Below are 18230 nucleotides of genomic sequence, written 5' to 3' on the forward strand. Positions count from 1 at the left end.
TCACTCTCTCGCTCGGGAACGGCACCCCCGAAGTCCAGCCACCCGGCAGGCGAGCAGCCTCTCCGGAACACCCTGTGCTCCGGAGGAAGAGGTTTACGGGGATGTGGCGCGCCTATATCCACGGACACGCCGACGGTCAAGGTTACGGGGCCGTGGCCGAGGGGGTCAAACCGGGCCGGGCCCCAACGAAGTGCGGCCGGTCACAAAGGACCGGCCGCACCACACATCACTCTCGGATGAGCGTCACTCGTCGGTGAGCGTCACTCGTCGATGAGCGTCACTCGTCGGTGGCCGCCGAGACCGTGGTCTTCTTCGCCGCCGACTTGGCCGCGGCCGTCTTGGCGGTCTTCGCCGCCTTCTTGGCCGTCACCTTCTTCGCGGCCGTCTTCTTGGCCGCGGTCTTCTTGGTGGCGGCCTTCTTCGCCGTGGCCTTCTTGGCCGTCTTACGGGCCGTCTTCTTGGCCGGAGCGGCCTCCTCGACGCCCTCCTCGGCAGCCGTGGCCTCCGCCACCGCGGGCTCCGCCTGGGCCTCCCCCGCCGGGACGACCACGACGGCCGCCTCGTCGGACGCGGTCGGCGCGGTGGCCTTGCGCACGGCACGGCGCCGCGGACGGGCCGGAGCCGCGCTCTCGGCGACCTCCTCGGCCGCAGCCGACTCGGCCGGGGCCTCGGTCACCTGCTCGGTCGCCGGCGCAGCGGCCTCGCCGACCGTCACCACGGCGGCCTCGGCCCCCGCGGGCGACCCGGCGGGCGCGGACACCTTACGGGTCGCGCGACGCCTCGTACGTCCCTTGGGCGCGGCCTCCTCGGCGACCGGAGCCTCGGCCTCGGTGACCGAAGCCTCGACCACCGCGTCCTCCGCCGCCACCGGCTCGGCCTTCGCCTCCGCGGCCGACTCCGGCCGCACCGGGCGCTCGACCTCCTCGGCAACGGTCACGTCCTGAGCCGTGGGAACCGTCTCGGCCTTCTTCGGCGCACCGGCCGGAGCCGACACCCGCCGGCCGCCACGGCGCCGCGAACGACCGCCGCGCACGGCGGCCTCCGCCTCGGCGACGCTGCTGTACAGCTCCTCGTCCGGCGCGAAGGCCGGCTCGGGCAGCGCGGCCGGCTCGGCGACCTCCGCGACGACCTCGGCCTCGGTCTCCGCCTCCTCCTCGGCCGTCTCGACCGGCTCGGTGGCGACGGACGCCTCGTGCACCTGCTCGGGACCGGCACCGGCACGCGCGCGCTTCTTGCGCTTGCCGCCGCCACCGACGGCCGTCGGCTGCTCCATGTGCACGATGACGCCGCGCCCGTTGCAGTGGACGCAGGTCTCGGAGAACGACTCCAGCAGCCCCTGGCCGACCCGCTTACGGGTCATCTGCACGAGCCCCAGCGAGGTCACCTCGGCGACCTGGTGCTTCGTACGGTCCCGGCCCAGGCACTCCAGCAGGCGCCGCAGCACCAGGTCCCGGTTGGACTCCAGCACCATGTCGATGAAGTCGATGACGATGATGCCGCCGAGGTCGCGCAGCCGCAGCTGGCGGACGATCTCCTCGGCCGCCTCCAGGTTGTTCCTGGTGACCGTCTCCTCGAGGTTGCCGCCCTGACCTGTGAACTTGCCGGTGTTGACGTCGACGACGACCATCGCCTCGGTCCGGTCGATCACCAGCGAACCGCCGCTGGGCAGCCAGACCTTGCGGTCCAGTGCCTTGGCGAGCTGCTCGTCGATCCGGTACGTGGCGAAGACGTCGACCTCGGAGGTCCACTTCGACAGCCGGTCGGCCAGGTCGGGTGCGACGTGCGAGACGTATCCGTGGATGGTCTCCCACGCGTCGTCACCGCTCACGACGACCTTGGTGAAGTCCTCGTTGAAGATGTCGCGGACGACCCGGACGGTCATGTCCGGCTCGCCGTACAGCAGCGTCGGCGCGTTGCCGTTCTTGGCCTTCTTCTGGATGTCCTCCCACTGCGACTGCAGTCGCTCGACATCGCGGCGCAGCTCGTCCTCGGAGGCGCCCTCCGCGGCCGTACGGACGATGACGCCCGCGTCCTCGGGGACGATCTTCTTGAGGATGGTCTTCAGCCGCGCCCGCTCGGTGTCGGGCAGCTTGCGGCTGATGCCGGTCATCGAGCCCTCGGGGACATACACGAGGTAACGGCCCGGCAGGGAGACCTGGCTGGTCAGACGCGCGCCCTTGTGCCCGATCGGGTCCTTGGTGACCTGGACGAGCACGGACTGGCCGGACTTCAGGGCGGACTCGATGCGCCGCGGCCCGTTGGCCATGCCCAGCGCCTCGAAGTTGACCTCACCGGCGTACAGCACGGCGTTGCGGCCCTTGCCGATGTCGATGAAGGCGGCCTCCATCGACGGCAGCACGTTCTGGACCTTGCCCAGGTAGACGTTGCCGACGTACGAGGTCGACTGCTCCTTGTTGACGTAGTGCTCGACGAGCACGTTGTCCTCGAGGACGCCGATCTGCGTACGGTCGCCGTGCTGGCGGACGACCATCACGCGCTCGACGGCCTCGCGGCGGGCCAGGAACTCGGCCTCGGTGATGATCGGGACGCGACGGCGGCCCTGCTCACGGCCTTCCCGGCGGCGCTGCTTCTTGGCCTCCAGACGCGTGGAGCCCTTGATGGACTGCACCTCGTCGGACGGCTCGGCACCCTTTTCCCGCGCGGGACGGGGCTCGCGGACCTTGACAACGGTGCGCTCGGGGTCGCCCTCGCCGGGCTCGGTGTCGACGCCGCTGTCACCGGCGCGACGACGACGGCGCCGGCGGCGACGGGTGCTGGAGCTGGAGCCACCGCCCTCTTCGCGGGCGTCCTCGGCGTCCTCTTCCTCCTGCTCGGCGGTGTCCTCGGCGTCCTGCGCGGCCTGCGCGGCGGCGAGTTCCTCACCCTCGGCGTCACCGGCCTCGCCGGCCTCGGCATCGGCGGACTCACCACGACGACGGCGACGACCACCGCGGCGACGACGCCGACGCGACCCGGTCTCCTCGCTCTCCTCGGCCTCCTCGCCGTCGGCGACGTCCTCGGCGGCCTCTTCGGCTTCCTCGGTCTCGTCCTCGGCGGCGGCCTCGACGCCCTGAGCCTCGGGCTCCTCGCCGAACGCGCCGCCCCGGCGCCGGCGACGACGCCGCGACGCGCCCGCCTGCTCCTCCGGGAACTCCTCGACGTCCTCGACCTCGGCCTCCGCGGCAGCCTCGGCCGCGGCCCGCTGGGGCGTCTGGAACTGGGGCTCGGTGAACACGGGCGCCTGGAACACGGCCACGGAGGGACGCGCCGGGCGCGGAGCCTCGGCCGACTCGGCGGCGCGGGACTGAGCCGGCGCGGCGAACCCGGTGGCGGCGCGGCTGACGACCCGACGGCGACGGCGCGGGGCGGCCTCCTCGCCGGCCTCGGCGGCGGGTGCCTCGGCGAGCACATCGGCACCGGTCGCGGCAGCGACCTCGGTCTCGGGGGTCGCGGGAGTCTCCGCGGCCGCCGGAGTCTCGGCGGCGGCGGGAGCCTCGGCGACAGCGGCCTCGTCGGATGCGGCGGGCGCGGTCACACGCCGCGTGGCACGCCGACGCGTACGACGCGGAGCGGCTTCGGCGGCTTCGGCGGCCTCGCCCGACTCGGCGGCCTCCTTCGGCACCTCGGCCTCAGCGGCGACCTCGGCACTCACGGGCGCCTCGACGCTCTCACCGGCCTCGGCGGGAGCAGCGGCCTCGGCGGGCGCGGACGAACGACGCACCGCACGCCGACGCGTACGACGCGGCGCGGCCTCCTCGGCGGGTGCGGCGTCCTCTGCAGCGGCGGCGGGCACCTCGGCGACCTCGGGGCTCGCGGCCTCCTCGGCAGCGGCACCGGAGACCACGGTCTCAGCGGCCTCCGCCGAACCCGGAGCACCAGCAGGCGCCGACGCCCGACGCACCGCACGCCGACGCGTACGAGGGGGCGCGACCTCTTCGGTGACGGCCGTGCTCGCCGCTTCGGCGACCGGCGCGGGAGCGGCAGCAGCCGGGACCACGGTCTCGGCCGCCTCGGCAGCCGCAGGGGCTCCGGCGGGCGCGGACGCGCGACGCACGGCACGCCGACGCGTACGACCGGCAGGCGCGGCCTCCGCCGTCTCCTCGGCCTCTACAGCCTCTTCGGCTTCTGCGGCCTCGGGAGTCACCTCGGCCTCAAGGGCCTCGACGTTCTCCTCGGCCGTCTCGGCCTCTTCGGTCACCGCCGCGACATCGGCGGCATCGGCGACCGGTATGGCCGGCTCGACCACCTCTGCGGCCTGCGTCTCGGCGCCGGCCGCAGGCGGGCCCGCCGGGCGGGACGCGGCACGGCGCCGACGACGCGGCGGCAAGGTGTCGCTGGGAGTGTTCAGTTCGGAACCCTCGGTGGGTTCGGTCGGTTCGAGCATGCGGGCGTTTCTCCCGTCAGGCTCCCGGGCGCCGCGCCTGGTCCGGCGATATGCCGGTGACGTCCGCGGCTCGCGCGATGCGCGACTACCGCCGTCCGGGGCGCGGGCGCCGCACGGGAGCTTTCTGTGTCCTGTCTCGCCGGTTCCGTACGCCTCATGCGCACGGCCTGGCGAAAGTCTTCTGGTCGGTGCGCTGCCCGACCCAGGTGGCTCCCGAGTACGAGGGCGGCGCTTCGACGTACGTCCCTACGCGGAACCTTCCTTACGCCGGCGCCGTCGCGGCGGCAGCGGTCTCGGCCTCGGATGGGGCCGTCGCTGCCTCGCGGTCGGGCGCGAGCGGGTCGGTCACCGTGCCGGTCTCTTCATCGAACAGCCCCTGCGCCAGCCTGGTCACCGCTGCGGGGACCGGCGGCGCCAGGTCGGCCACGGCGCGGAGACCGGACAGGACGTCGTCGGGTCGTACGGCAGGCGTCACGTGCCGAACAACCAGCCGCAGTATCGCACAGGGCTGGTCGGTCGGCCTATCAGCCGTCGAACTGTGCGTTTCTGTTCCTTCGGTGCTTTCCAGGTGGACGACCGCCGGACGGGCGTCGAAGGTGCGCACGCCGTTCTTGGTCATGCGCTGGACCTCGACGGCATCGGCGGCGTTGAAAGCGGCGACCGCGCGCCCGGCCTCGGCCGGGTCCACACCGTCGAGCCGCAGCTCCCAGACGGACGCCGTGAGACGGTCGGCGAGCCCGGAGGTCCGGGCCTGGACCGCCTCGATGACGTCGAGCCCGGCGGGCATCGACTCGTCGAGGAGCACTCTCAACTGCTCCGGATCGCGCGCCTCGGTGAGCGCGATCTCCAGGTACTCCGCCTCACTGCCCGTGCCGGTGGGTGCGGCATTGGCATACGACACCTTCGGATGCGGCGTGAACCCCGCCGAGTACGCCATCGGCACCTCGGCACGGCGCAGCGCACGCTCGAAGGCGCGCTGGAAGTCACGGTGGCTGGTGAACCGGAGGCGGCCGCGCTTGGTGTAGCGCAGTCGGATGCGCTGCACCGCAGGTGCGGGCGGCGGGCCTTCGGGCTGTCGCTTGCCCAGTGTCGTTCAGTCCTTCGTGAGAGCGGTCGTACTGCTACCAAGAGTACGTGTCTCACGGCCCTCAGGTTCCCGCCGGGCGACCACCTCCCGCTGCTTCGGCTCCCCGAACAGCATCCGCCGGAAGTCGGCGCGGGCCTGCCGTACGGACTCGCGGGCGGCCGTGAGGGCCTGCCGGGTGGCCCGCCCCACGCTGCGCGCCGCCTCGGCGACGGGCCGCAGCACCATGTCCCGTACGACATGCCCGACCGGCGTGAGCACCGTCCGGTACACCCACCGCACCGGCTCGACGAACGTCCACCGGAACAGAGTCGCGAGGAACCGGCCGACGGCGAGCGAGAGCCGCCCGGCGACCCGCCAGGCGTGCCCGAGCGCGTCCCAGATCTCCCTGCCGATGACGGCGAACAGCCGGCCGACGGGCGCGAGAACCCACCGGTACAGGCCCAGCGCGGGCAGCACGAACAGCACACGGACGATCCAGTACAGGGCGGTCCCGATCCCGGTGACGACTGTGCTCACGGCCCATACGAGGCCCCGGGCGCACCAGGCGATCGCCCGCCCCACGGGCGTGAGGATCCACTCGTACACCCACAGGGCGGGGACGACGACCAGATACCTCACCAGCCACGCCACCACGCCGAACACGCCGATCCCGATCGCGGCGAGCACCGTACCGAGCCCCTTGAGGACCCACATCACCGCATGCCCGACGGGCGTGAGCACGCGCGCGTAGAGCCACGCGAGCCCTGCGCCGATCCCATGCGCAACCCAGGCGAGCCCTGCGCCGATCCCACGCGCCACCCACGCGAGTCCTGCTCCGATCCCACGCGCCACCCACGCGCACGCGTGCCCCACCGGAGTCAGCGCATACCGGTACAGCCACACCGCGGGCACGACGACGAGCACGTTCCCCAGCCAGGCGAGCCCCTTCGCCACGGGCACGACCACATACCGCCACAGCCCCACGAACGGCCACACGAACACCGCCCGCCCGAGCCACAGCAGCGCCCGCCCCACCGGCCGCAACACCGTGTCGTTCAGAAACCGCCCGGCAACGACGAGCGCGTCCCACGCCATCCGCACCGGCATGACCAGTACGAGCACGACGATCCGCACCGGCAGGCGAATCGCGACGACCAGACACCCTTCGGGTTCCTGGCGCGGTGGTGGCGGCTTTTCGAGATCCATACCGTCGTAGACGCCTGAACGGCCTGGGCGGATGCAGAGCAAGGACAAAAGCCGAGGCCGTCGCGCGGCCGCCGCCAGGCGAAGGCAGGGATGGCCTCGGCTTTTGTCCTTTGGTTCGGTGAAGGAGCGGGCGAGGCGTCCCGCGATTAGTTCCGGCCGGTCCGCGGGTCTCTTCTGATGTCGTGGAACGCCGTCGTACGACACCGCCCGGCACGAGACATCACGGAGGACGCCATGACGACCACGCCCAGTGACCCGACCGCCGCGCTGCCCGGCCGCCCTCCCGTCGTCGACCTGGCCACCTGGCAGGCCGCCCGTGACGAGCTCCTGGTCCGCGAGAAGGCCTACACCCGCGAGGGAGACGCCCTCGCCGCGGCCCGCCGCCGGCTGCCGATGGTGGAGTTCGACGGGGCGGTCGAGGTCGTCGGACCTGACGGCCCGGTCCCGTTCCTGGACCTGTTCCAGGGCCGCGACGAGCTCGTGGTCTACCAGCACATGTGGTACGACGGGGCGCCGCACCAGGGGCAGTGCGAGGGCTGCACCACCACGGCCTGGCACCTCAAGGACGCCGTCTACCTCAACGCCCGCGGCGTTTCGTTCGCCGTCCTGACCACGGGCCCGTGGGACGAAGTGGCCTCCTACGTCGCGTTCATGGGCTACACCCAGCCCTGGTACTCGGTGCGCGACGTGGCGGAGCCGGTCGGCGGCGAGATGGGCTACCTCGCCTGCTTCCTGCGCGAAGGCGACCGCGTGTTCCTCACCTACTCCACGACGGGCCGCGGCAACGAGCGGGTCAACGGGTCCCTCGGCCTGCTCGACATGACGCCCTACGGCCGCGGCGAGGCATGGGAGGACAACCCCGAGGGCCGGCCCAAGGGAAGCGACCCGTGCTGGTCCTGGCGCTCGGACGCGGACGGCAACGCCACCTGGGGCCCGACCAGCCGCCCCGTCCCGCAGTGGACCCGCCCCGGCGCGACCCCTGTGGAGACCCTGGGCCGGCAGGGTCATCACCACTGACGCGCCTTCGGCGTGGGAGTAAACCTTGAGCCCCCTCTGGATCTCTCGATCCAGAGGGGGCTCAGGGGCGCCGTACGAGGCGTCAGCGAGGTCCGGGGCCATCAACCGCCGGATCGAGCGCCTCGACCCTTCAGTGCGCGTGCCCGCTGGGCACCGGCCCCGCGTTCTTGACCGTCAGCGGGAGCAGCTTCTTGCCCGTGGGGCCGATCTGAATGTGGGTGTCCATCTGCGGGCACACGCCGCAGTCGAAGCACGGCGTCCACCGGCAGTCCTCGACCTCGGTCTCGTCGAGGGCGTCCTGCCAGTCCTCCCAGAGCCAGTCCTTGTCGAGGCCGGAGTCCAGGTGGTCCCAGGGAAGGACCTCCTCGTACGTCCGCTCACGCGTCGTGTACCAGTCGACGTCGACGCCGAAGGGGGCCAGCGCCTTGTCCGCGCACTGCATCCAGCGGTCGTACGAGAAGTGCTCACGCCAGCCGTCGAAGCGGCCGCCGTCTTCGTAGACCGCGCGGATGACGGCGCCGATCCGGCGGTCGCCGCGGGACAGCAGGCCCTCGACGATGCCGGGCTTGCCGTCGTGGTAGCGGAAGCCGATGGAGCGGCCGTACTTCTTGTCGCCGCGGATCTTGTCGCGGAGCTTCTCCAGGCGGGCGTCCGTCTCCTCCGCGCTGAGCTGCGGGGCCCACTGGAAGGGGGTGTGGGGCTTGGGGACGAAGCCGCCGATGGAGACCGTGCAGCGGATGTCGTTGGAGCGGGAGACCTCGCGGCCCTTGGCGATGACCTTCGTCGCCATGTCGGCGATCTGCAGGACGTCGTCGTCGGTCTCCGTCGGCAGGCCGCACATGAAGTACAGCTTCACCTGGCGCCAGCCGTTGCCGTACGCCGTCGCGACGGTCCGGATCAGGTCGTCTTCCGAGACCATCTTGTTGATGACCTTACGGATGCGCTCCGAGCCGCCCTCGGGGGCGAAGGTCAGACCGGAGCGGCGGCCGTTGCGCGTGAGTTCGTTCGCCAGGTCGATGTTGAAGGCGTCGACGCGGGTGGAGGGGAGGGACAGGCCGATCTTGTCCTCCGTGTAGCGGTCGGCCAGACCCTTCGCGATGTCGCCGATCTCGCTGTGGTCCGCCGACGACAGCGAGAGGAGGCCGACCTCCTCGAAGCCCGTCGCCTTCAGGCCCTTGTCGACCATGTCGCCGATGCCGGTGATCGAGCGCTCGCGCACCGGGCGCGTGATCATGCCCGCCTGGCAGAAGCGGCAACCTCGGGTGCAGCCGCGGAAGATCTCCACCGACATGCGCTCGTGGACCGTCTCGGCGAGCGGCACGAGGGGCTGCTTGGGGTACGGCCACTCGTCCAGGTCCATGACGGTGTGCTTGGACACCCGCCACGGGACGCCCGACTTGTTCGGCACGACTCGGGCGATACGGCCGTCCGCGAGGTACTCGACGTCGTAGAACGCCGGGATGTACACCGAGCCGGTCTTGGCGAGGCGGAAGAGGACCTCCTCGCGGCCGCCGGGGCAGCCCTCCGCCTTCCACTCGCGGATGATCTTCGTCATGTCGAGCACGGCCTGCTCGCCGTCGCCGATGACGGCGGCGTCGATGAAGTCGGCGATCGGCTCGGGGTTGAAGGCCGCGTGGCCGCCGGCCAGGACGATCGGGTCGTCGATGGTCCGGTCCTTGGACTCCAGCGGGATACCGGCCAGGTCCAGGGCCGTGAGCATGTTGGTGTAGCCGAGCTCGGTGGAGAAGGACAGGCCGAACACGTCGAAGGCCTTCACCGGGCGGTGGCTGTCCACCGTGAACTGCGGGACGCCGTGCTCCCGCATCAGCGCCTCCAGGTCCGGCCACACGCTGTACGTGCGCTCGGCGAGGACGCCCTCCTGCTCGTTCAGGACCTCGTAAAGGATCATGACGCCCTGGTTGGGCAGTCCGACCTCGTAGGCATCGGGGTACATGAGCGCCCAGCGGACGTCGCAGGACTCCCACGGCTTGACCGTGGAGTTGAGCTCTCCGCCGACGTACTGGATCGGCTTCTGCACATGCGGGAGCAGAGCTTCGAGCTGCGGGAACACGGACTCGGCGGCCGCAGCGGCTTCGGCAGGCATGTCGCGAACCTTCGTGAGCTGGACTGAACTGACAGGGGTGACCATCTAGCCTAACGCGACCGCGGACACCCCCCGTACGTCCGAACGCTCAGAGGACCTCCGCCGCGCCCTTGGTGCCGGCCCAGAACCCGGGCAGCTCGGCCTCCACGGCCGCCGCACGCTGCTCCTCACGCCCGTACAGCAGGCCGTACGTGAAGGCGCTCTCCCCGGCCGCGTGCGCGACCGCGGACAGCTCGCGCAGGGTCCCGCGGGCCATGACGCTGTCCTGGTGCTCGCCGAGCAGGTTCTGCAAGGACTTCATGGTCTTGACCAGGTCCTTGGCCGGCTTGCCGAGCGCCGGGGTGGCCGCCTCCGCCGCGTAACGGGTGCGCTTGGTCTTCTTGCGGGCCTCGTGGATGGCGACGTCCCGGTCGCTGCCGGGGTCCAGCTCCAGCGCCTGCTCGACGAGCCCGGTCACCTTGCGGAAGTCCTTCTTCACGGCCTTGGGCAGCACCTTGCCGGGTTTCTTCCCGGCCGCCTTCCGCAGCGGCGGGTCGGTGAGCAACGCGTCCAGGGTGTCGAGCAGGGCCAGGTAGCGGTGGGAGTCCAGGACCCCGATCAGCCGGCCGCTCGCCCCGCCGGGGCTGTCACCCGCCCACTTGCTCACACGCTCGGCGACCGGACCGGAGACCAGCCCGGAGGGCACCTCGTCGAGAGCGGCCGACAGGCGTTCGTTCAGCACCTCGCGGTCCCGGTCCACGCCCAGCTCGCCGGCCAGCCACTTCAGCTCATCACCGATCGGGTCGGTGACCGCCCGGTCCAGGACCTTGCCGAAGGACTTGAAGGTGCTGCGCAACCGGCGGGTGGCGACGCGCATGCTGTGGACGGAATCCTCGACGTCCTGGCGCACCGCGGGATCGAGCTCGACGACCGCGTCCCGCTGGGCGCGGACGTACGCGAGCACGTGATCGCCGGCGGTCACGGCCTCCTCGGCGGACCCGGAAGCGAGCTTCTTCTTCGGGGCGGTCTCGGCCAGGGCGCGCGCGAGCTTCGACGTCGACTTCGACGGCCGTACCCCCGCCTTGCGCAACCGCTTCTCCACCTTGTCGAGCAGGACCGGGTCGACGTCGTCGGCCAGCTCCACCTCGATCTCGGTCCACTGTGCGGTGCCACTGCCACCGCTGAGGCGTTCCGCCCGTACGGCGTCCACGCTGACCTCGGCCAGCACCCGGCCCTCGGTGTCGACGAGGTCCCGCACATCGCGCTCGGAACGCAGCCGGACCACAGGCACCAGCTCGGCGTCCCGGACCCGGGAGCGGACGAGTCCGGCGAGGTCGCCGGGCAGGGTGTCGGACAGCGGGGCCTGGATCTCGTCCCGTACGCCCGGGCTGACGGGGAACTTCAGATGCCAGCCCGCGTCGGAGCCGCCCGTCCTGCGCCGCAGGGTGACGGACGACGCGGCGAGGCGTTCGTCCACGGTGTCGTAGTAGGTGGCGTCCAACTGCGCGACACCTTTGTCGATGACCGCCGCGACCCCGGCGACGCCGGTCAGATCGGGCAGGCCGCTCTCGTCGGACTCGTACTTCCGCTCGATCTCGCGCTTTGTGTCCGCCATGACCCGAATCTAGTTGGTGTCACGACGTGATAACAGGGCCCACCCGACATGGACACCGGGCAAACGGGCGATGGCGGCAGGGCAGCCGATGGCTCGGTCTCGGGGTTCGGACCCCGGTCCGGCCCGGCGCTACGCGGACATCGGACGCTGCACCCGGATCGACTGCAACAACCCCACCGCCACCCACACCGCGAACATCGACGACCCTCCGTACGACACGAACGGCAGCGGCAGACCGGTCACCGGCATGATCCCCAGCGTCATCCCGATGTTCTCGAACGACTGGAAGGCGAACCACGCCACGATCCCTGCCGCGACGATCGTCCCGTACAGCTCGGTCGTCTCCCGCGCGATCCGGCAGGCCCGCCACAGGATCACACCGAGGAGCAGGATGATCAGCCCGCCGCCGACGAAGCCCAACTCCTCCCCCGCCACCGTGAAGACGAAGTCGGTCTGCTGCTCCGGCACGAACTGGCCGGTCGTCTGCGAGCCGTGGAACAGACCCGAGCCGGTGAGCCCGCCCGAACCGATCGCGATACGCGCCTGGTTGGTGTTGTAGCCGACGCCCGCCGGGTCGAGCTCGGGGTTGGCGAAGGCCGCGAAACGGGCGATCTGGTAGTCGTCCAGAACTCCCAGCTGCCAGATCGCGATCGCACCGATCGTCCCCGTGCCGATCAGCCCGAAGACCCAGCGGTTGGAGGCACCGGACGCGAGCAGCACGCCCAGCACGATCACGACCATCACCATGACCGAGCCGAGGTCGGGCATGAGCATCACGATCAGCATGGGCACGGTGGCCAGGCCCAGGGCCTGCACGACCGTGCGGTGGTCGGGGTACTGCTTGTCGCCCGCGTCCACTCTCGTCGCCAGCAGCATCGCCATGCCCAGGATGATCGTGACCTTCACGAACTCCGAGGGCTGGAGGGAGAAACCGCCGGGAAGCTTGATCCAGGAGTGGGCGCCGTTGATGGTCGAGCCGAGCGGGGTGAGCACCAGCAGGATCAGGAAGACCGAGACGCCGTACAGGATCGGCACGGCGGTGCGCAGGGTGCGGTGGCCGAGCCAGACCGTGCCGATCATCAGGGCGAAGCCGATGCCGGCGTTCAGCAGATGCCGGACCAGGAAGTAGTACTGGTCGCCCTGGTTGAGCTCGGTGCGGTTACGGGTCGCCGAGAAGACGAGCAGGGAGCCGATCAGCGACAGGCCGATCGCCGCCAGCAGTATCGTCCAGTCGAGCCTGCGGGCGAGCGAGTCACGGGCGAACAGGCGGGTCCAGCCCGCCCGTTCCGGCCCGTACCCGGAGACCTGGAAGCTGTTGGCGCCGGTCATGTGAGCATCCTTCGGCTTCCCCGCCTGCGGCTGCGCCGCCGCCTGCGCCGTGTGTCCCGGTTCTCGGCCGACGGCGTCGCCACCGTGCCGGCGAGCTGCTGCTGGTCCGTCGAGTCGCTGCCCTTCTGGCGGGCCCGCTCCTCCTTCGCCGGGTCCTTGGAGACCTTCGGCGAGGTGATGGTGCCGTCCGTCCGGACCTTGGGCAGGCTCTTCTGCGGCGTCGGCAGCAGCGCCTTCTTCTTGTCGATCGCGCCGTCGTCGGAGACGCCGTACAGCGCGTCGTAGATGTTGCGCACGGCCGGACCCGAGGCGCCGGAACCCGTACCACCCTGGGAGATCGTCATGACGACCGCGTAGTCCTTGGTGTACGTGGCGAACCACGAGGTCGTCTGCTTGCCGTAGACCTCCGCGGTACCGGTCTTGGCGTGCATCGGGATCTTGTCCTGCGGCCAGCCGACGTCCGCGAACCGCCAGGCGGCGGTACCGCGGGTGGCGACGCCGGCGAGGGCCTCGTCCATCTCGGCCAGCGTCTGCCTGCTTATGGGCAGCTTGCCGTGGGATTTGGGCTTGATCTCCTCGACGTTCTTGCCGTCGGCGCTGACGATCGCCTTGCCGACGGTGGGGTCGTACAAGGTGCCGCCGTTGGAGATGGCCCCGTAGATCGTGGCCATCTGGATCGGCGTGACCAGGGTGTCGCCCTGGCCGATGGAGTAGTTGACCGAGTCACCGGCGCGCAGCCGGTTGCCTTCGAGGCAGTTCTCGTAGGCGATCTTCTCGGCGTACGAGCCGTCCTTCTTGCCGTACTTGCACCAGGCGTCCTTGTTGGCCTTCCAGTAGTCCTGCTTCCACTGGCGGTCCGGAATGCGCCCGGTGACCTCGTTGGGCAGGTCGATCCCGGTCTCCGCGCCGAGGCCGAACTGGTGCGCCGTCTTGTAGAACCAGTCGTTGGCGTTCTTCTTCGGCTTCGTGCCGCCGTCGCGCTGCCATTCCTGGTGGGAGAGGCGGTAGAAGACGGTGTCGCAGGAGACCTCCAGCGCACGCCCCAGGCTGATCGGGCCGTACCCCTTGGACTCGAAGTTCTTGAAGACCTGGCCGCCGATCGAGTACGAGCTCGAGCATTGGTAGGGGCCGTCGAAGGAGTAGCCGGCGTTGACCGCGGCCGCCGTCGGGACGACCTTGAAGATCGAGCCGGGGGCGGACTGGCCCTGGATCGCGCGGTTGAGCAGCGGGTAGTTGGACTCCTTGCCGGTCAGCCTCGTGTAGTCCTTGGCGGAGATGCCGCCCACCCAGGCGTTGGGGTCGTAGGTCGGGTTTGACGCCATGGCGACGATCCGGCCGGTCTTGGCCTCCATCACCACCACGGCGCCGGAGTCGGCCTTGTACGGCTCATTGGTGTTGCGGTCCCACTCCTTGCGGGCCTGCTTCATCGCGTCGTTCAGCTCGTACTCGGCGACCCGCTGCACCCGTGCGTCGATGCTGGTGACGAGATTGGAGCCGGCCTGCGCGGCGTCCGCCTTGGCCTGGCCGATGACCCGGCCGAGATTGTCCACCTCGTACCGGGTGACACCGGCCTTGCCCCGCAGCTCCTTGTCGTACTCGCGCTCCAGACCCGAGCGGCCGACCTGGTCCGAGCGCAGGTAGGGCGAGTCACTGTCCTGGGCCTGCTGGATCTCCTCGTCCGTGACCGGGGAGAGGTAGCCGAGGACCTGGGCGGTGTTGGCCGCGCCGGGGCTCGGGTAGCGGCGCACGGCCTGGGGCTCGGCGGTGATTCCGGGGAAGTCCTCGGCGCGCTCGCGGATCTGCAGGGCCTGCTTCGGCGTGGCCTCGTCGGTGATCGGGATCGGCTGGTACGGCGAGCCGTTCCAGCAGGGCTGCGGCGTCTGCGCGTCGCACAGCCGGACCTTCTCCTTCACCTCCTTCGGGGTCATTCCCAGTACACCCGCCAGCTTGGTCAGGACCGCCTTGCCGTCGTCCGGCATCTTCAGCAGATCCGTGCGCGAGGCGGACACCACCAACCGCGTCTCGTTGTCCGCCAGCGCCACCCCGCGCGCGTCCAGGATCGACCCGCGCACCGCGGGCTGCACGACCTGCTGGACATGGTTGCCCGACGCCTCCTTGGCGTAGGCGTCGCCCTCGCGGATCTGCAGGTACCACAGGCGGCCGCCGAGGGTGCCGAGGAGGGAGAGGACGAGGACTTGGATGACGACGAGCCGGATCTGGACGCGTGGCGTCCGGCCCGTCTCGGGAATGTTGGTCACGTCTGCTGCTCCCCCTCTCAGCTCATGGACGAATAGGTGTGCGCGAAGAACGGCCGGGTGCGAACGAACGACTGCCGTCTGCGTACGAGTGATGAACGTCGGGCCTGCGCGGCGCGGTTCCGGTGATCGTCACCCGTTCCGGTGAACTCTGCTGCGGTCACAGCCGCTTGACCCCCTTGATGCGCCCGGCGCGCGCCGTCCGCGCCCGCCCGGCCTTGACCTTCAGTCCGCCCAGCCCACCGCGCTGACTGCCGATGCGCAGGCCGGTGCCGCCGGAGAGCCAGCCGGAGGAGATGTTGGGTTTCTTCGCCTGGGAGTTGGTCTCGGCGAGCGGGTCGTTCTCCGCGCGCCGGGCCAGCGCCATGATCCCGGGGACCACGAAGGGCGCGAGCAGCAGGTCGTACAGCGCGGCCGTGAAGAGCAGGCTGCCGAGGCCGACATGGCGGGCGGCGGTGTCCCCGACGAGGGCGCCGACACCGGCGTACAGCAGGGTCGAGGCGATCGCGGCGACGACCACGACGACCATCGGCCCGGTGGCCGACTTGAGTCGCCCGTTCTCCGGTTTGACGAGCCCGGCGAGGTAGCCGATGACGCACAGCACCAGCGCATAGCGGCCGGCAGCGTGGTCGGCGGGCGGGGCGAGATCGGCGAGCAGACCGGCGCCGAAGCCGACGAGGGCGCCGCCGACATGGCCGTAGACGAGGGCGAGGCCCAGCACGGTGAGCAGCAGCAGGTCGGGGACGGCGCCCGGGAGGTGGAGGCGGGCGAGGACGCTCACCTGGAGCACCAGGGCGACGACGACCAGCGAGGACGAGAGCAGGATTCGGTTGACGCGCATGGGGCTTCAGCTCCTACTGCTCTTGCTCGTACTGGTTCTGGCCGTCGACCGGGGGCACGCCGGACGGTGTGACGGTGACCGTCACGGTCGGCCTCGGGGTCGGCTTGGGCTTGTCCGGGAGCACCGTGTCGCGCGGGTCCTTCTCGGGGGCCTGGACGACGACGCCGACGATGTCGAGCTTGCTGAAGCCGACGTAGGGCGCGACATACAGGGTGCGGGTGAGGTTGCCGCCGGACGGGTCGACACGTGAGACGACGCCGACGGGGACACCTGGCACGAAGGGCTTGTCGGCCTGCGAACCGAAGGTGACGAGGCGGTCGCCCTTCTTCACCTCGGCCTTGCCGTTGAGGAGTTCGACACGCAGCGGACGGTCGCCCTGGCCGGAGGCGAAGCCGAGCTCGTCGGTGGATTCCATGCGGGTGCCGACGGTGAAGTCGGGGTCGTTGGCGAGGAGTACGGTCGCGGTGTTCGGGCCGACGGTGGTGACCCGCCCGACCAGCCCGTCCCCGTTCAGGACCGTCATGTCGCGCTTGATGCCGTCGTTGGCGCCGACGTCGATGGTGATCGTCCAGGAGAAGCCCTGGGCCGCTCCTATGGCGATGACCTCGGCGCCCTTGATGCCGTACTGGCCCTGGCCCGCGATCTTCAGCATCTTGTCGAGCTGCCGCAGCCGGCTGCGGTCACGGTCGTCGCTGCCGAGCTTCGCCTTGAGGGCTGCGTTCTCCTGCTCCAGCTGGGCGAGCCGGTCATGGCGCTCGCCGGAGTCGCGGATCGCGGCGACCGCGTTGCCGACCGGGTTCACCCCGGCCGACACGCCGTCCTCGATCGGGCCGAACACCGCTGCGGCTGCGGACCGGGCGCCGTCGACGGGGGAATCCTCACCGCCGCGGATGTCCACCGTGATCAGTGCGAACGCGATGGCGATCAGCAGCACCAGGAGCAGCCGGCTCTCTCGTGTGTCCCTCACGTGCGGCGGCCGTGCCCTTCCTCATAGGAATTCGGGAAACCCCCGGTAAACCCGAGGGGTTCTGTATACGGAGGTTGTACGCGGAGTTGTCTGCGAGGTTTCGAGGCTCATTGTGGAGCTTATGCCTCTATATCAACGATCCGCCGTACGAGAGGAGATCATCCCGTACGGCGGAATCGAAGAGTTATGTCATCTGCGCGGCTGGGCGTCCAACACCTGCTGCAACGCCTCGAACTCCTCGACACACTTGCCGGACCCGAGCGCCACGCTGTCCAGCGGGTCCTCGGCGATGTGGATCGGCATGCCGGTCTCGCGGCGCAGCCGCTCGTCGAGGCCGCGCAGCAGGGCGCCGCCGCCGGTCAGAACGATTCCTCGGTCCATGATGTCGCCGGACAGCTCCGGCGGGCACTTGTCGAGGGTCGTCTTGACGGCGTCGACAATCGCGTTGACCGGCTCCTCGATGGCCTTGCGCACTTCGCCCGCGGAGATGACGACGGTCTTCGGCAGCCCGGAGACAAGGTCCCGGCCGCGGATTTCGGTGTGCTCGTCAGCGTCGAGATCGTACGCAGAACCGATCGTGATCTTGATCTGCTCGGCCGTCCGCTCACCCAGCAGAAGGGAGTACTCCTTCTTGATGTGCTGGATGATCGCGTTGTCCAGCTCGTCGCCCGCGACACGGATGGACTGGGCGGTGACGATGCCGCCGAGGGAGATGACCGCGACCTCCGTGGTGCCGCCGCCGATGTCGACCACCATGTTGCCCGTGGCCTCGTGGACCGGCAGGCCAGAGCCGATGGCCGCGGCCATGGGCTCCTCGATGATGTGCACCTGGCGGGCGCCGGCCTGGGACGACGCCTCGATGACGGCGCGGCGCTCGACGCCGGTGATGCCGGAGGGCACACAGACGACGACCCGCGGACGGGCCAGATACCGCCGCTTGTGGATCTTCAGAATGAAGTAGCGGAGCATCCGCTCGGTGATCTCGAAGTCGGCGATCACGCCGTCCTTCAGCGGACGTACGGCAACGATGTTGCCGGGCGTGCGCCCGATCATCTTCTTCGCTTCGGCGCCGACCGCGAGGATGCCACCGGTGTTGGTGTTGATCGCGACGACGGACGGCTCGTTGAGTACGATCCCGCGACCCCTGACGTACACCAGCGTGTTGGCGGTCCCGAGGTCGACAGCCATGTCACGGCCGATGAACGACATTGAGTTCCCCATCAGGATTCGTCTGGCCTTCCTGGGAGCTTTTGATGGCTTTTCAGGTCGGCGAAGTGGGTGCTGTGACGTGAAGGCTTCTATCGTAGACGCGCCTTCGCGAACACTGCGGGAGGGTCTTCGCCATTGTCAGCAGATGACGAGCCGCCCCGCTTGTAGGGACGGGCCATCGGGGGCACTCGTTCCCTCGATCGCCACGCATATGCCGCAGGGCGGCCGGGTTTCTACGGCCGCCCCGGATCGGGCCGG

Annotated in this window: 11 protein-coding genes; 1 reads left to right on the forward strand and 10 read right to left on the reverse strand. The window is 70.4% G+C overall.

The features are described 5' to 3' along the window. Positions 1-277: 277 nt before the first annotated feature. The 3 genes from ABD932_RS11580 to ABD932_RS11590 form a co-directional block, all read right to left on the reverse strand. Positions 278-4384, reverse strand: coding sequence for an Rne/Rng family ribonuclease (locus ABD932_RS11580; RefSeq protein WP_345011410.1), 4107 nt, complete (start codon positions 4382-4384; stop codon positions 278-280). Between the two features lie 262 nt (positions 4385-4646). Further along, positions 4647-5429 carry a TIGR03936 family radical SAM-associated protein gene (locus ABD932_RS11585; protein WP_250088024.1) on the reverse strand — a complete coding sequence of 261 codons (783 nt, stop codon included), beginning with the start codon at positions 5427-5429 and terminating at the stop codon, positions 4647-4649. A gap of 48 nt (positions 5430-5477) precedes the next feature. Further along, the gene (locus ABD932_RS11590) at positions 5478-6656 is read right to left on the reverse strand and encodes a phage tail tape measure protein (RefSeq protein WP_345011413.1); all 1179 of its coding nucleotides are present in this window, start codon (positions 6654-6656) and stop codon (positions 5478-5480) included. Positions 6657-6890: 234 nt separating this feature from the next. Here ABD932_RS11590 and ABD932_RS11595 point away from each other — a divergent pair, with 234 nt between their 5' ends. Continuing rightward, complete coding sequence (locus ABD932_RS11595) at positions 6891-7673, forward strand: DUF899 domain-containing protein (RefSeq protein WP_345011415.1); 783 nt, start codon at positions 6891-6893, stop codon at positions 7671-7673. A gap of 130 nt (positions 7674-7803) precedes the next feature. Here the strand turns inward: ABD932_RS11595 and ABD932_RS11600 are convergent, their stop codons facing one another. From ABD932_RS11600 to ABD932_RS11630, 7 genes are all read right to left on the reverse strand, one after another. Continuing rightward, on the reverse strand, positions 7804-9777 hold the full coding sequence (locus ABD932_RS11600) for a TIGR03960 family B12-binding radical SAM protein (protein WP_345011417.1): 1974 nt from the start codon (positions 9775-9777) through the stop codon (positions 7804-7806). An 88-nt stretch (positions 9778-9865) separates the two neighbouring features. Beyond that, complete coding sequence (locus ABD932_RS11605) at positions 9866-11371, reverse strand: CYTH and CHAD domain-containing protein (protein WP_345011419.1); 1506 nt, start codon at positions 11369-11371, stop codon at positions 9866-9868. A 129-nt stretch (positions 11372-11500) separates the two neighbouring features. Beyond that, on the reverse strand, positions 11501-12700 hold the full coding sequence (gene rodA, locus ABD932_RS11610; protein WP_250088036.1) for a rod shape-determining protein RodA: 1200 nt from the start codon (positions 12698-12700) through the stop codon (positions 11501-11503). After that, a complete protein-coding gene (mrdA, locus tag ABD932_RS11615; protein WP_345011422.1) occupies positions 12697-14958 on the reverse strand; it encodes a penicillin-binding protein 2 in 2262 nt (753 codons plus the stop codon). The genes rodA and mrdA overlap by 4 nt, the downstream gene beginning before the upstream one ends. Positions 14959-15115: 157 nt before the next feature. After that, the gene (gene mreD / locus ABD932_RS11620) at positions 15116-15796 is read right to left on the reverse strand and encodes a rod shape-determining protein MreD (RefSeq protein ID WP_345011424.1); all 681 of its coding nucleotides are present in this window, start codon (positions 15794-15796) and stop codon (positions 15116-15118) included. Positions 15797-15809: 13 nt separating this feature from the next. Beyond that, a complete protein-coding gene (gene mreC, locus ABD932_RS11625; RefSeq protein ID WP_345011426.1) occupies positions 15810-16763 on the reverse strand; it encodes a rod shape-determining protein MreC in 954 nt (317 codons plus the stop codon). Positions 16764-16952: 189 nt separating this feature from the next. Beyond that, a complete protein-coding gene (locus ABD932_RS11630; RefSeq protein ID WP_005479350.1) occupies positions 16953-17972 on the reverse strand; it encodes a rod shape-determining protein in 1020 nt (339 codons plus the stop codon). Positions 17973-18230 lie beyond the last annotated feature (258 nt).

Source organism: Streptomyces shaanxiensis (genome assembly GCF_039537145.1).
GTDB classification, from domain to species: domain Bacteria; phylum Actinomycetota; class Actinomycetes; order Streptomycetales; family Streptomycetaceae; genus Streptomyces; species Streptomyces shaanxiensis.

Coding starts and splice junctions, on each gene's coding strand:
- ABD932_RS11580 (WP_345011410.1), bottom strand. CDS start 4,384: ATGCTCGAACCGACCGAACCCACCGAGGGTTCCGAACTGAACACTCCC.
- ABD932_RS11600 (WP_345011417.1), bottom strand. CDS start 9,777: ATGCCTGCCGAAGCCGCTGCGGCCGCCGAGTCCGTGTTCCCGCAGCTC.
- ABD932_RS11590 (WP_345011413.1), bottom strand. CDS start 6,656: ATGGATCTCGAAAAGCCGCCACCACCGCGCCAGGAACCCGAAGGGTGT.
- mreD (WP_345011424.1), bottom strand. CDS start 15,796: ATGCGCGTCAACCGAATCCTGCTCTCGTCCTCGCTGGTCGTCGTCGCC.
- ABD932_RS11630 (WP_005479350.1), bottom strand. CDS start 17,972: ATGTCGTTCATCGGCCGTGACATGGCTGTCGACCTCGGGACCGCCAAC.
- rodA (WP_250088036.1), bottom strand. CDS start 12,700: ATGACCGGCGCCAACAGCTTCCAGGTCTCCGGGTACGGGCCGGAACGG.
- ABD932_RS11595 (WP_345011415.1), top strand. CDS start 6,891: ATGACGACCACGCCCAGTGACCCGACCGCCGCGCTGCCCGGCCGCCCT.
- ABD932_RS11605 (WP_345011419.1), bottom strand. CDS start 11,371: ATGGCGGACACAAAGCGCGAGATCGAGCGGAAGTACGAGTCCGACGAG.